Origin of the sequence: Mycobacterium sp. IS-836 (assembly GCF_001954275.1) — a bacterium.
Classification (GTDB): domain Bacteria; phylum Actinomycetota; class Actinomycetes; order Mycobacteriales; family Mycobacteriaceae; genus Mycobacterium.
The window spans coordinates 26,993-39,859 of record NZ_MBEU01000094.1; the positions used below are offsets into that span (position 1 = coordinate 26,993).

The window sequence follows — 12,867 nt, forward strand, 5'->3', positions numbered from 1 at the left end:
GGATTAGAACGGCAGCGCGCTGGCGGCTGCGCGCGCCGCCTCGGTGGCGTCCGTGGTGGCGGAAGCCAGGCTCTGCGCGCCCGAGAAGCCGGCCCGCTGCGCAACGTGCTCTGCCGCGGTGGTCAGGTAGGCGGCCCCGGCGGCGTTGAGCGCGGCCGCGAACTCCGCGGAGTCAGCGTCGGGAGCCATCGGGGTGACCCCGGTGAGTGCGGCAGCGCCGGCCCCAGTCGTGGCCGCCATCTCCTCGCTGATCCCAGCTTCTGCGGCTGCCGACAGGTCGACGGCGCCTGGAACCATTTCAAACATCCCGGTCATTTTTCTGCCTCCGTGCTTTCATTGCCCGGTTCACCCTAGGGGTGATACCCCCTACGTTCGAGCTTCCCACCAGGTAAGTTGTGTCCGCTGAGAATCGGCGGAATTGCCTGATTCTAAGGTCGTCGCAGATGGGTGTCGACTCACCCTTGCGGCGGCATTTACTGGCGTGACCGGCCATCCCGTTCGGACGACACTATTCCGGGTCTCCTACCAGCACTCCTTCCATCGCCCCGTCGGTTGTCACCAGCAGGCCACGCCCGGGCGGAAGTTGCTGGGCGCTGACCCGGCCGAACACTTTGACCGCTGCCGGGTCGTTGTCCATGAACAAGGTGGGTGCTCGAGAACTGGTCAGCTTCTGCAGGAACGGATTGGTCACCGAGATCCCGGCCCAGTTGCCGGGCAGACGCGAAGCGATCACGTGCAGGCCGATCTCCCGGCTGCGCTCGATCAACCCCCACAGGGGGGCGGTCGCCGCATTCTTGCCGATGATCCCGTGCGGCCGCAGCTCCTGCTCGTCGTCGATCAGGACGAAGTGGTGCGGACCTTCCCATGTGCTGCGGCTCAGCAACTCTTCCTGGCTCAGACCTGACGGGGGTAGGCGATCGCGCATGATCGCCGCCAATCCCTCGATCACCTCGTCGACGTCGTCAGCCGTGTAGGCGTAGGCGCGCACGTGCGGACCGCGGATCTTGCCGATGAGCGACGTCTTGGGATCGATGATGGTGATCTGCGCCTGTCCGGGATCAAACCGGCTCATGATCGCCTGCCCGAATGCCGCCAAGGTCGTGGTCTTCCCGCACAGCTGCCGGCCCAAGACGAGCATGTTCGGCACCGTTCGCGCCGGCAAAACCACTGGCTGCAAAGCGCTTTCGCCAATCGCAAAGGGGACGTTGAGCGGGTCGGCCGCCTCGGCGGTAGCCGCGAACGCGCCGAGAATCTGGCCGAGCTCAACCCGCTCGGGAAGTCGCGCCAACCTCTCCAGCCTGCCCGCACCGGTCACTTCGGCAATGACCGCGCCCATCGCACGCGTCGCAATTCGTTCGCCGGTGGCCGACGTGAGCTCCGGCATCCCGACGAGCAGTTCGTGGCCCTGCCGGGTGACGCCGAAGCCCGGCCGGTCCAGCGTGTTGCGAGCGGCCTTTCTGCGCTCGAAGCCCTCACCCATCTGCGTCTCGTCGGGATTGCTCAACCGGAGCTGGATGCGCGCGTTCGACACGTTGACCAGCCCCTGCTTTTGGCCCACCAACCACGCCGTGGCGCTGGTCATGACGTGGACGCCGTAGGACAAGCCCTGGCGCGCGATCCCAATGAGGCGGTCCCCGATGGAGGGATCCTTCTCGTAGAGGTCGCTGAAGTTGTCGACGACAAGGAACACATCGCCGAACTTGTCGTCGGGATCGGTGCCGGCTCCCGCCGCATCGGTGCCGAATCGCCGTTCCCGAAATTCGGAGATGTCGATTTGGTATTGCTTGAACGACGCCTCGCGGCCCAGGATCAATCCCTCGATCGAGGCGATGGTCCGCGACACGCCCTCGGTGTCCGTTTGGCTGACGACCGACGCCACGTGCGGCAGGTCTTCGACCGGGTAAAGCGACGCCCCGATGCCGAAGAACGTGACCCGTTCGGGCCGATACATCAGCGCCGCCGAGGCCATCAAAGTCATCAGCGTGGTGGACTTGCCGCGCTGAGCTGTCGCGACCACCATGACGTTGTCCATCTCGGCGTCGATGATGTGGACCCTCTGATCGTGCTCTTCGGGAATGTCCACAATGCCGACCGGGAACACAAGTCCGGTGTTCTCGCCGTAGTCGACGTGCCATGGCTTACCGCGCCAGCGCGCCACGAGCGCATCGATCGGCTCGCTGATTTCCAAAGGCGGAAGCCAGATTTGGTGCGGGGGACGGGCGGGATGGGAGGTCAGCGACTCCCGGATGACGTCGACGAGCTTCTTTTTGCGGAATCCGTCGGGGTGAAAGAGGAACTCGTCGGGCTCCTCGGGCTCGTCGGCGACGGCTAAGGCTGCGCTGTCCGCTTCGCTGAGAGGCTGGTATGCCCAGGTAAGGGCGCGGGGTTGGGAAAAGCTAACGTCCACAGTCTTATTCACGTTGACCACGCGCTTGGGCACCACGAACGGTGCCGACACGTAGAAGCACCGGAACTGCTCCAGGTCGCGGGGCCCCACCTTGAGTAGGGCGTACCCGTTCTCTTTCGACGGAAGATGCAGCGCCGCATCGCTACCGATCACGTCACGGGAATCTTCCGCGGTCTCGGCGCGCAGCGCTACGCGGAAGGCGATGTTGCTCTTGGCTTTACTGAGCGACGACAGATCCAATCGCTGGCCGCCGAGAGTGAAGAAGACGTTACAGCCGCGACCCTCCTGGCCGATGTGGATGACCAGATCAATCCACTCGGGATGATGAATGAACAACTCGAGGTATTCGTCGATGATCACCAACAGGATCGGGACCGGCTCCAGGTCGCGGCCGGCGAGGCGCATCTCCTCGTACTCGTTGGCGTCACGCGCGCCAGCTTCCTTGAAAAGGCGGTAACGCCTGGCGATTTCGCCGTTGATCGCCTTGCGCATGCGCTCAGCCAGATGACGGTCATCCTTGCCGAGGTTGGACAACGAACCCGCCACGTGTGGAAAGCCCTGTAGGTCCTGGGCCGCCGACTCGAACTTCATGTCGACGAAGATCACGATGAACGTTTCCGGCGAATGTGTCAGCGCGATCCCGCTGCACAGGGACAGGAAGTACTCCGACTTGCCCGAGCCCGACGTTCCGATTACGACGGAGTGAAACCCGAAGCCACCAAAGTCTTTGGCACGCAGGATGATGTATTGCAGCTCGCCGCCCTGCTTGACGCCGACGGGCACCATCGCCCACTTGTGGTCGCCGCGGCCGCGGCTTTCGGCCCAAAGCCTGTCGACGTCCAACTCGCGCGGATCGCTGATGCCCAGCGCCCGCAGCAATTCGCCGCCCTGGCTGTCGGTCTCCGACAATTCCCCGGCGGTCATCGGAGACCAGCGGGCGAGCGCTCGCGCGTATCGATTGGCGGTGCTCTCGGCGAGCATATCCGCGACCGCATAGAAGGTGCCGCGGTGCGTGAGCCTGCCCTCGTGCAGGCCGAAACGCTCGCTGTCGTCGGTGAACCCGACGCCGACGCCCGGCCGCGTCGCCAGCCGCAACACGGTGATGCCGGCCATGCCCTTCTGTCCGGTCACGCCCTCCCATTGCTCGGGCGTGCCGACGTTGTCGTCGACGATCACCCAGTGCGGGCCTAGCGCCAGCCCAGGGGCCGACTCCATCGGGGACGGCATTGACGTGGGGCTGGTTCCCACCGGTGGCGCCCACGGTCCGCGGCCCTTGCGGTGCAGTTCGGAGTCGAGTGCCTCTTCCAGTTCGGTCGGTGACGCGAACACCAACCGGCGCAGTCCGCACGCGTCGAACATCTCGTCGTGCTGGTTGTGCGGGAGCCACACGATCCACGACCACAGCTCGGGATGACGGGTGACCACCATCAGCTTCAGATCGTTGGGGCCGTGGTAGACGGCCAGGGAGCACAGGATCGCGCGCGCGAGACTATGCAATTCGCCCGGGTCGTCGCCGATGAAGCTGAATCCGGGTTTCGCCCGCAGGCTCAGCACCTTGCCGATTCCGCGAATTTTGCTCTGTTCGAGGATGAAATCCCTTAGCGCGCCGCCGGTTACCGGTTCGAGCTCTTCCCCGACGGGCACGTCAGGCCACTGCAGTGACACCGCCGATTCGCTGGCTTGCTGCACGCCGATGCCCAGGCGGACGTCGAGGAAATCCGCGTCGGCCACGCGCCGTTCCCACATCCGCGGACCGCCGATGACGGTGTCCAGTTTCTGTGGATCACCGTGCACGAAAAGCTGGCTGCGCCGCTGTTCCTGAGCGGCGCGCTGGACTTCCTCGCGGTCTTCGTCCAGTTGGCGTAGATAGCTGCGGCGTGCCTTTTCCTGCTCCCCCCAACTGATTCGGCGACCTCGGCCGAAGCGCCCGCTGAACATCAGGGTCCCGAAGCCGACGAGACCGATCATCGGGAAGAACCCCGACTGCAACGATCGAATCCCCGAGGCGTACATCACCACCAACGTGCCGACGATCCCAACCAGCAGCGCGGGTAGCGCGATCATCAGCAGGATGTTGCGCGGCTCCCGCTCGGGCAGCGCCAGCGGCGCGGCGACGGCCACCCGGACGGGCGGAACGCTCGGTGGCGGCTTGCGCCTGCCCCTAACGAAACCTCGTTTGGACATTGCTTAACCCCCGCTCGCCTGATCGTTGGAATCGGGAATGGGCGCCACGGCTCCGCCTCCGGACACCGCGTCGCGGGACACCAGCGCGGCATCGCGACTGATCGCCGGCCCGGGCGCGAATGTACGCACTATCGGCCAGGGCGCTTGGACGGCCAGGCGTGGATCCATCCCCAGTGCCTTCAGTGTGCGCTGATCCGATTGGATCCCATACCGAACACCTTGCGGTGAAAGCCAGTACAGGCTTTCCCGGCTGTCGGAGGTGCTGACGCCGCTTGTCGTCGCGACGAAGTTTGCCGCACCCGGCAGCATCAATGTCTGTTGCGCCTCAGGTGAATTGGGGTCGCGGTCGTCGCGGACCAGATGGACGATGCGATCGTCCATGGCGATCGAGACCGGCAATCCCCGCCCGCTGAAGACGGTGATCCTGGCCTGCGGGTCGCCCGGCTGCTTCTCCCATCCGACGCACGTCACCGGGTTGGCGGAGGTGTCAACAAATTCCATCTTTCCCGACGGGTAGTAGTCGACGTCGAGCACGTCGACCACCGGGATCTGGATCAGCTTGTCCGGCCCGATCAGGATCGGTGTCGTCGAACCCTCCGAATTGGCGGTGCGCAACAAGTCCGCGACGAAACTGGTGATCTTTTGGACGCCGGCCGGCAACAGCACATAGAAACCGTTGACGGTGCCGCTGGCGTCGCGGGTTTCCAGCACGCTGCCCACTGGGGAGCCCGGCAGCCACCGAGACGGTGTGCCTTGTCCCGGAATCGCGGGCAACACAAGGGGTTCCGTCGAGGGCATCGCATCGAAAAGTGCATTCGAGATTTCGATCGGATACGTCACGCCGGGGTCAAGGCCGAGGTTGAACGTCACCGATCGGTCGGTCGGGTCGATGCGGGATCGCTGGCCTTTCCAGATCACATAGGTCGCGCCCTTGTGGGTCGCGAGGATGGCCTGCGTCGGGCCCATGGCCGCCGACCGGCCGAACGGCGAGAGCTGGCCGGCGATGGAGGTCACCACCGGAGCGGTTCCGCTGCCTCGCGTAGCGGCGGTGTCGCACACCGACCATGCCGATACGGCACTCGCCGTGATGGGCAGGCTGTCCGGCGCACCGGGAATCCCGATGATGGGACCCGTCGGGTACTTCGCGATCTCGCTCGCCTTGACCCAGGTGGGCGCGCTCGCGTTGCCGATCGCGAGCCGCGCGGAGGTCAGGTTGAGCGCGGGGTAGAGGCGTCCGTTGATCTTCGCGTAGACCGCGCCGGTGTCACGGTCACCGATGATGGCGGACTGGCCGACCAAACCCGCGGGCTTCATGACGTGGAGGAGCGCCATCCAGCCGAGGCCGATGAGGACGAGCACGATCGACAGCGCCACCGCCGCTTGCTGTTTGCGATCGTCGTGCTTCATCCGCACTGAGAACCTGGTGATCGCGGCACGCAATCGCCGGTTGTAAAAAAGGTGCCCCGAATTCTGGTCCCGGTTGGACAGATTGAGTGGCACGGTCATTCTCCTTTCGGCGGTCGATGCGGATCTGCTGCATCGACACCGACATCACTGCAACTGGCCCCCATACCTTTCCCGGTTCTCGGTTTCCGCCTCTTCGCGGAGGGCCGCGATCGCGAGGTTCAACCTGTCGGCCAATTCTCCGTGGGCGTAGCCGGTCATCACGCCCGGATGCAGAGTCAACTCGAGCAATCTGCCGTCGGAGTTTGCAACGGCGCGGATATCGCCCAAGTCCACGCTGTACGTGACTGTCTCGGCCTGCGCGACAAGCGCTTCCCACTTGTCGGCAGCCTCGCTCAGGTCACGCAAAACCGATTCGACGAGATCCTTGTCGCTCAGATTCGCGCGACTGCCCGATCCCGACACGTTGACAGTATCGTCGACCCCTCCAACCAGCGTCAATTCATGATTTGGGGGCGGCCACGACGCGGCCGGACCTTCACGGCTTGGTTGTCCACTGACTCGCCGGCGGCGCGTCGAGCTTCTGAAACCAGGCGAAGTGATAGTTCGCCGACACCGCGTCCCGGGCGACGAGGCTTTCGGTGGCGGCCAACAACAAACAGTTGAGCAAGAGCGCGGGTGCGATATCGGGGTACTGGCCCAAGAGCTGGTAGCGGGCGGTGTCGAGGTGCACCCGCAGCAAGTCGACTTCCTCTTCTACGACGCCGGTGCCCGCCGCCGCGGCCTTGGCCAACGTGTGCACCAGCCGGGGCAATCCGTCGCGCCAATGCGTCGCCCGACCAAGTTCCCATCCCAGATCATCGACCGGCGGCAGCTCACGCGGCTGCACCGAGGGTTCCGTTGCGGCCACGTCGTCCGAGCGGCCTATGAAATCGCCGGGGGTGTAGGTCGCCATTCGCGTCGCCTCGTCGAGCAGTGCGGAGACTTTGCCGCGGCGACGCCGGGGCTCCAACAACCGAACGCCTGCCGGAAGCGTGATGCCCGACGGGATCCACCCGTGCGCAAGGTCGGTGACCAATAGCGTCGTCCCGTCCGCGAGATCGCCGACCGCCCAGTTCAACTGTGGTTCTTGGTGGACAACGAACGCGAGGAGCCGCTGCAATCGTTCGTCGTCGGATTCGGCCACAGCGGGGGCCTCAACGGCCGCCGGGGCCTGCGGGGGTTCCGGCGCCTCCGGGGTCTCGACCGTTGCAGGGGCCTCCACCGCCGCCGGCGGCTCCGGCTCCGCGGGCTCTGCCTCGGCGGGCTCGGGCTCCACGATCGGCAGCTCCGCGGTCTGTGCCTCCACGGGCTCGGGCTCCGCGATCGGCAGCTTTGCGGTCTCAGCCTGCACAGGCTCCGCTTCGCGTGGCGCTTCTAACTCTTCCGCCAAAGACGCGACGTCCGGCTCCACCGACCCTGGCTCCACGATCTGCAGCTCTGCGGTCTCCGCCTCGCGGGCCTCCGGCGCGGTGGCCTCCGGCTCCGGGGCCTCGGGCGCGATGGCCTCCATGACCTGGGTGGCGTCCTCGCGCTCCACCGCCACCTCGGCCTCGGCCGCCTCGGCGGCTTCTTCCGTCTTCTCGGCCTCGGCGCTCTCCGCGGCTTCGGTCTCCGTGGCCTGTTCGGCCTCGGTCACGTCCGGAGCCTCTTCGGTCGTCGACTCCGGCGCAACAACGGTCGTGACGGCGTCGTCATCGTCGGGCGCCCGATGCCGAGCCGCCGAAACCTGGGGTTCGTCGCGATCGTCGGCTGGCGGAGCAGTCGCTACCGGGGGAGCTGTGGGCGCCTCGTGGCGGTCGCCCTCGGCTGGCTCCGCCGGCGCCGGTGCGGCATCCGAGGGTGCGGCAACGGCGGGCTCCACATCCCTAACGGCGGGTATGACTTGCGTCTCGTGGATGTCCCTCCTGGTCACACGTTGTCTGACCTGCGGGCGCCGGTGGCCCGCGAGCATCTCGGCGCGCATCGCGCGCACATGACGAAGCGTCGATTCGACTCGGCGCTGGGCGTGGGCACGAGCTTCGTCGATGACTCGGGCCTCTTCCGCCTCCCGTGCGGAATCGGTCATGTCGGCCCGCTTGATGACCTTGAGCTCGTCGTTCGCAGTACGGGTAATCCGCTGCAGGTCAGCCCTGAGATAGTCTGCGAGCGCGGCTGTTTCGCCGGTAATCGTCGACAGTTCGGCAGGCCAAAGCCCGCCTGTCACCCAAGGGGTGCAGTCGATCTGAGAGCTGAAGGCCGGTATCTCCAATGATTCCCGGGTAGCTCTCCGGAGGCGCTGACGCGCCGCTATCCGACCGAAGATGGCCACGGGCTAAGCCTACCGGCATTCGGCAGATCGTTTATTCGGAAGGTGAATTGTGCAGATCCGAGGGCCTGAGTACCGTGAGGGCATGGCTGATTCTGCGCTGCAGCAGCAACTCGACGAAGTCCGCGCTCTGCTGAGCCGCGCGCGAGAGTTGTTCGGCGCCAACCCCATCGAGCCGCCGACCGACATCGCTCCCGATCCCGACATCGCCAAGACCTGGGTCATCTAAGTGTCGGCCTAACCCGCGTCATCTCGCCGGCGCAGCTTGTGCGCCAACAGTTTCTCAATCGCCGCATCGAGATCGTGCGGGGTAGGCACGGCCGTCGACGGCGTGTGCCCGGCGGCCACGATTTCGTCGCGAACTTCCAGCAACGCTTTCAAACACGACACATCGGCGGTCAAAAGAATGCCCTTTGCCAGGGTTTGGGCGTCGGTATCCATTGCCTCTTCGCTCAACGCGACGCTGTGCATATATCCGCCGCGGCAAGAGCGGACAAGGATGTGTCCGCTGGGGTGAACCGTGTCGAAAGCGGGATTGGCGTCGGTCATCGACCGCCGTCGACTATGCCGCCGAGCTTTCCGGCCGCATCTTCCTCGTGCTGGTCCCAGACCGCCGCCGAGGTATTCAGTTTGCGCGCCATGTCGGCGTGATCGTTGGCCTGTTGCTCGTAGCACTGGCGCCTTAGCTCGAGCAGCTCGCGTCCGGCGTCGCGCATTTCGCTGAAGATGGGCCCCAGCGAGTCCAGGCTCTCCTGGATTGCGGGGTGCGATGACGGAACGGTGCGCAGGTACTCGGAGGTGTCCTGATGATGCGCGGCGGCATCGCGCAAATGTGCGGGCACCACATGGATTCGATCTGCCATCCGCTGTCTCCTCTTCATGCGCCGCCGGTGAGAGCGGCGAGATCACTATTGTCAGGTAGTCGCCGTCCCCGCCGGGCGGGTGGGTGCCGGTGTGTCGGTCGTATCCGGCGCGGTCGCGGCCGCCACCGGCGGATGCTCCCAGCCTAGAAAGCTCGGCCCGCTTACGGAGGCGATGTGCTGAATCTGCCCGTCGAGAAGGGCTTTATCGTGGCCCAGGGCAAGCGCGTGGCGATCGGTGAACATCCCGATATCACCCGGTGCGAGCTGCAGCGGCTCGATCGGGTTGGTTACCGCCGTTCCCGGTGGGGGAATGGTAATTCCTTGCTGGTGGAATGCATCCGCAATCGGTGCTCCGCCAACCGCGGCCTTGATCGCCGCGGCCAGCTGCGGGCTGGCCGCCGTCACCGTCTCGCCATTGGGCAAAGTGACCGTTGTCGGACCCGCGGTCTGCGGATCGCGTTCATCCGTTGACGCGTCGTCCTTATGGGTATCGGCCTCCTCGCCGGAGTCGCGATCGGTCGGGTCGGACTCTTCCGACGCCAGCAACCCGCTGTCGTCCAGACCGCGCGGCCCCGGATCGCTCGGCTCCTGCGACCCGACAAGCGGTAACCCACCCGGGCCACTCCAACCGGCCAGCGAGCCAGGCGTGCCGGGCAGCGAACCCGCGCCAAAGTTGGGAATGCTCGGCGGAACCGGCGCCGACGGCGCCGCGGGCACGGTGGAGCCCGGTGTCGAATACGGGTCCGATGAATCCCCGCCCAGCGAACCGGGATCGTCAGCCAACAACGAATCCAATAGTGGATCCCAGCCCGCAACATCGGCGGACTGTTGGGTAGCGCCGCGCACGGGTGCACTCGTGGGGGCGCCCGGCACCGGCGGGCTCTCGCCGGGGTTGCTCGGCCCACCCTTGGAAGCGTCGTACAACGATGTCCACGCGGCCATCAAGGCTGACTTCGACGTGTCATCGAGACTTGCATTCGCGACCACGGACCGAATGTCTCTGAGCTTGCCGATGAGAAACCGCTGAAAATCACGCGCTCCCGCCGGGGTGTCAAGATCCGATCGCGTCTGCACCGCCGCTTCGGTCTCGTGCTGCAATTTGGTCAGCGCGTCCCTGCCCTCGACGGTCATCAGGTGCGCATTCATGATGGCCGAAACCACCTGCAAGTCTAGCTGCGAGCTTGCCGAATTCTGGTGTGCTAGAGCGGCTTCAGCGTCCGCGATGGCTTCGGCGGCGGCACCCTGCTGTCGGTCCGACGGCGCCGGCGGCGAACCCGGCAGCGTCCTCGCATCGAACAGGTCGGGGTGTTGCTGTCGGATCTTGAACAGGATCGCGTCGAGTTGTTCCGATCGTGTGGTTGGCGTGACCACGGCAGTCAACTCGGTTCGCGTCAATCCGGTCTGCCAGGCGTTGGGATCGCCGGTGCGGTCGCGCACACGTTTGACCGTGGCGAGTAGTTCGTCATATGTCGACATCGTCTAGGCGAACAGCGCTGCGCCCCAGTGCGGGCGGTGTCGCGTCCCCTCCATGCCGGGTGACAGTACTCAGGCGCGAACTCGCCGACAATTCACCACGGCGGGCCTGTGCATGAACTGATCGCACGAATCGGGCTAGCCCGCAGAGCTGGCGTACTGCGCCCGTAATCCTTCCAAGACAGCAGTTTTCGCGCGATCCAGCTCGTGCGCGTCTGCCACGATCGCCACGATCTCGCGTTGCTTGGCGACCAGGAACCGCTGAAACTCGCGGGCGCCCATCGGGGTATCGACGGCGAGGTGGTCCTGGTCCGGGGCGGCGCGTTCGATTTCGTCGGCGATCGCGTCAAGCCGCCGCAGGCTCTCCTGGATCGCTGCATGGGCGCTGGCAAGGACTTCCGTGAGCGCGCGGTCGGCCTCAGCGACCGTGCCGTGTTGGTCGGCCAGTGCAGCCTGACGTGCCTGAATGGCGGCTACCGAAGGCCCGGATGGTTCCGACATGGGTTCAACCTATTCATCTGCCCAGGCGACCTGGGTGGTCCTGCTTCTCATATCGGTCGGCGGATCTGAACGTTACTGCCCAATGGGCTGATCCGTACCGAGGCACCCGAGTAGGGCGCCTCGACAACCAGGTTGTTGCCGATGGCCAGTTGTACGTGTCCGGCATGGGGGAAGACGAGGTCACCCGGCCGGACCTGCGATCGGGGCACGGGGATACCGTCGTTGATCTGCTCGTACGTAGTGCGGTCCAGGTGAATCCCCGCCTGCGCGTACGCCCATTGGACCAAGCCCGAGCAGTCGAACTGGTTGGGGCCCGTCGCGCCCCAGACATAGGGCCGACCCAGTCGCGACAAGGCGGCGCGCACCGCGATTCCGGCACGACCGCTTGGCGACGGCAGCCGCAGACCGGCCAACCCGGGACCGCGGTGGTGGAGCATTCGGTATCGCAGCGCCCGCAGTGCAAGCGAATGCCGTCGCGCGCGCAAGCGAGCCGACAGGATGTGCGCCCGTTGCGCACGCAGGCGCGCGGCACGACGCCGCATCGCCTCACGCTGGGCCATCGGGGTCATAGGGGTGGTCGCGGCGTCGGCGCGGGCTTCGTCGAGAACACTCTTGGTCAGCTCGCGGGCCTGTGCCCGGTCCTGGTGGGCATTCGCGATGACGCCTGACGCCGCGGCATCCGTGCGCCCCGCCGACAGCAATGCTTCCCTGCTGCGATCGGCTAAAACCTGGTAATCAGCTTGGGCCACACCACTATTCAGCTCGGCACTGCGCAACAGCAATCTACGGTAATCGCCGATGCCGGCGTCCAGCGTCGCGCGCCGAGTGCCGCCGGCAAACATTTGGTGTGCACGAGTCAATGCCTCGATGTCACTTCCGATCACGATTCCCCCTCACCCGTGTCCTGGTCGGTCGCGCCCTGGTCGGTCGGCTCGACCGCGTCGGCGAAAGCTCGAACGCGGGGGAGTGCGCCTGCCGGGATGACCCCGCGGTTGCGGATGTCCCACATCTCGTCGCTGCCGACACCGAGCAATGCCGCGATGATCGGCTCCGGCAACGGCGACTGCGCGCATGCCCGATCAAACCGCGCACTCAAGCTGGCCGGCATGCGTTCCAGCAGAGCGCTGCGCGTCTCCTCGAGCGACCGCAAGTGCCTCATGAGCCGATCCGTCGAATCGGCTCCGGCGTTCACGGCGACCCGCCATGAGCTGGCGGCCAGCATCTCTGCCTTCACGCATTGCGCGATCACAGAGAGAATATACGTCTCATATTCGTTTGATGTCGTCGCCGGCAGCCGATCGATGACAGATTTGAGGGCATCGAGCTGCGCTTCGGCATAGCCTTCCAGCACTTCGGTGTCGCTGTGACGGTCGACGACGACCGCGCCGGCCGGCCGCGCGGACATGGTTTCGGGCGGCTGCGCCGCGATCAGCCGGGCCAGCTCGGCATCCGGATCGGCGGCCACCAACAGCCGCGAGTAAGTCCCAGGCGGCAAGCCGAGCCCATTTTCAACCTTCTGAACTGTGCTTTTGTGCGGCTTGCGAGCGCCGCGCTCAAGATAGCTCAGTCCCATAACGCTGACGCCGGTCGCGGCGGCGAGCTCTGCCAGCGACCAATCGCGCGACTCGCGCAACGCGCGGATGGCGGCACCGGCCGATTCACGGCTCACCGCAGGCTCCGGCCATAGG

Annotated in this window: 12 protein-coding genes and 1 pseudogene; 1 reads left to right on the top strand and 12 read right to left on the bottom strand. The window is 65.8% G+C overall.

From position 1 onward, the window contains the following. Positions 1–3: 3 nt before the first annotated feature. The 6 genes and pseudogenes from A5747_RS24155 to A5747_RS25850 form a co-directional block, all read right to left on the bottom strand. Entirely contained in the window at positions 4–315 is a 312-nt protein-coding gene (locus A5747_RS24155; protein ID WP_369805191.1) for a PE family protein, read from the bottom strand. Positions 316–508: 193 nt separating this feature from the next. Beyond that, positions 509–4,591 carry a type VII secretion protein EccCa gene (gene eccCa, locus A5747_RS24160; protein WP_076128991.1) on the bottom strand — a complete coding sequence of 1,361 codons (4,083 nt, stop codon included), beginning with the start codon at positions 4,589–4,591 and terminating at the stop codon, positions 509–511. 3 nt (positions 4,592–4,594) lie between these two features. Then, a complete protein-coding gene (eccB, locus tag A5747_RS24165) occupies positions 4,595–6,091 on the bottom strand; it encodes a type VII secretion protein EccB (protein WP_076129094.1) in 1,497 nt (498 codons plus the stop codon). Between the two features lie 51 nt (positions 6,092–6,142). Then, on the bottom strand, positions 6,143–6,460 hold the full coding sequence (locus A5747_RS24170) for a DUF2710 family protein (RefSeq protein WP_076059972.1): 318 nt from the start codon (positions 6,458–6,460) through the stop codon (positions 6,143–6,145). Positions 6,461–6,533: 73 nt separating this feature from the next. Next, entirely contained in the window at positions 6,534–8,000 is a 1,467-nt protein-coding gene (locus A5747_RS24175) for a DUF5631 domain-containing protein (protein ID WP_369805195.1), read from the bottom strand. An 11-nt stretch (positions 8,001–8,011) separates the two neighbouring features. Beyond that, positions 8,012–8,345, bottom strand: a pseudogene (locus A5747_RS25850) (hypothetical protein); the annotation flags it as partial. Between the two features lie 82 nt (positions 8,346–8,427). On the opposite strand from A5747_RS25850, the gene A5747_RS25315 reads away from it, so the two are divergent. After that, a complete protein-coding gene (locus A5747_RS25315; RefSeq protein WP_175611321.1) occupies positions 8,428–8,571 on the top strand; it encodes a hypothetical protein in 144 nt (47 codons plus the stop codon). A gap of 8 nt (positions 8,572–8,579) precedes the next feature. On the opposite strand, the gene A5747_RS24180 is transcribed toward A5747_RS25315, so the two are convergent. The 6 genes from A5747_RS24180 to A5747_RS24205 all read right to left on the bottom strand — a co-directional run bounded on the left by A5747_RS24180 (position 8,580) and on the right by A5747_RS24205 (position 12,848). Further along, positions 8,580–8,891: a DUF2694 family protein gene (locus tag A5747_RS24180; protein WP_076059975.1), complete on the bottom strand. Its 312-nt coding sequence runs from the start codon at positions 8,889–8,891 to the stop codon at positions 8,580–8,582. Then, the gene (locus tag A5747_RS24185) at positions 8,888–9,205 is read right to left on the bottom strand and encodes an ESX-1 secretion-associated protein (RefSeq protein WP_076128995.1); all 318 of its coding nucleotides are present in this window, start codon (positions 9,203–9,205) and stop codon (positions 8,888–8,890) included. The genes A5747_RS24180 and A5747_RS24185 overlap by 4 nt, the downstream gene beginning before the upstream one ends. Positions 9,206–9,256: 51 nt before the next feature. Then, a complete protein-coding gene (locus tag A5747_RS24190; RefSeq protein WP_076128996.1) occupies positions 9,257–10,681 on the bottom strand; it encodes a DUF4226 domain-containing protein in 1,425 nt (474 codons plus the stop codon). Between the two features lie 135 nt (positions 10,682–10,816). Beyond that, on the bottom strand, positions 10,817–11,179 hold the full coding sequence (locus A5747_RS24195; protein WP_076128998.1) for a DUF4226 domain-containing protein: 363 nt from the start codon (positions 11,177–11,179) through the stop codon (positions 10,817–10,819). A gap of 47 nt (positions 11,180–11,226) precedes the next feature. Continuing rightward, the gene (locus A5747_RS24200; RefSeq protein WP_139333402.1) at positions 11,227–12,063 is read right to left on the bottom strand and encodes a C40 family peptidase; all 837 of its coding nucleotides are present in this window, start codon (positions 12,061–12,063) and stop codon (positions 11,227–11,229) included. Next, on the bottom strand, positions 12,060–12,848 hold the full coding sequence (locus tag A5747_RS24205; protein WP_076129002.1) for a helix-turn-helix domain-containing protein: 789 nt from the start codon (positions 12,846–12,848) through the stop codon (positions 12,060–12,062). Before A5747_RS24205 ends, A5747_RS24200 begins: the two co-directional genes overlap by 4 nt. Positions 12,849–12,867 lie beyond the last annotated feature (19 nt).

Bases quoted from the DNA above. Each gene is read 5' to 3' on its own strand.
- A5747_RS24185 (WP_076128995.1), bottom strand. From the start codon at position 9,205: ATGGCAGATCGAATCCATGTGGTGCCCGCACATTTGCGCGATGCCGCC.
- A5747_RS24190 (WP_076128996.1), bottom strand. From the start codon at position 10,681: ATGTCGACATATGACGAACTACTCGCCACGGTCAAACGTGTGCGCGAC.
- eccCa (WP_076128991.1), bottom strand. From the start codon at position 4,591: ATGTCCAAACGAGGTTTCGTTAGGGGCAGGCGCAAGCCGCCACCGAGC.
- A5747_RS24175 (WP_369805195.1), bottom strand. From the start codon at position 8,000: ATGCGCGCCGAGATGCTCGCGGGCCACCGGCGCCCGCAGGTCAGACAA.
- A5747_RS24155 (WP_369805191.1), bottom strand. From the start codon at position 315: ATGACCGGGATGTTTGAAATGGTTCCAGGCGCCGTCGACCTGTCGGCA.
- A5747_RS24180 (WP_076059975.1), bottom strand. From the start codon at position 8,891: ATGACCGACGCCAATCCCGCTTTCGACACGGTTCACCCCAGCGGACAC.
- A5747_RS25315 (WP_175611321.1), top strand. From the start codon at position 8,428: ATGGCTGATTCTGCGCTGCAGCAGCAACTCGACGAAGTCCGCGCTCTG.
- A5747_RS24195 (WP_076128998.1), bottom strand. From the start codon at position 11,179: ATGTCGGAACCATCCGGGCCTTCGGTAGCCGCCATTCAGGCACGTCAG.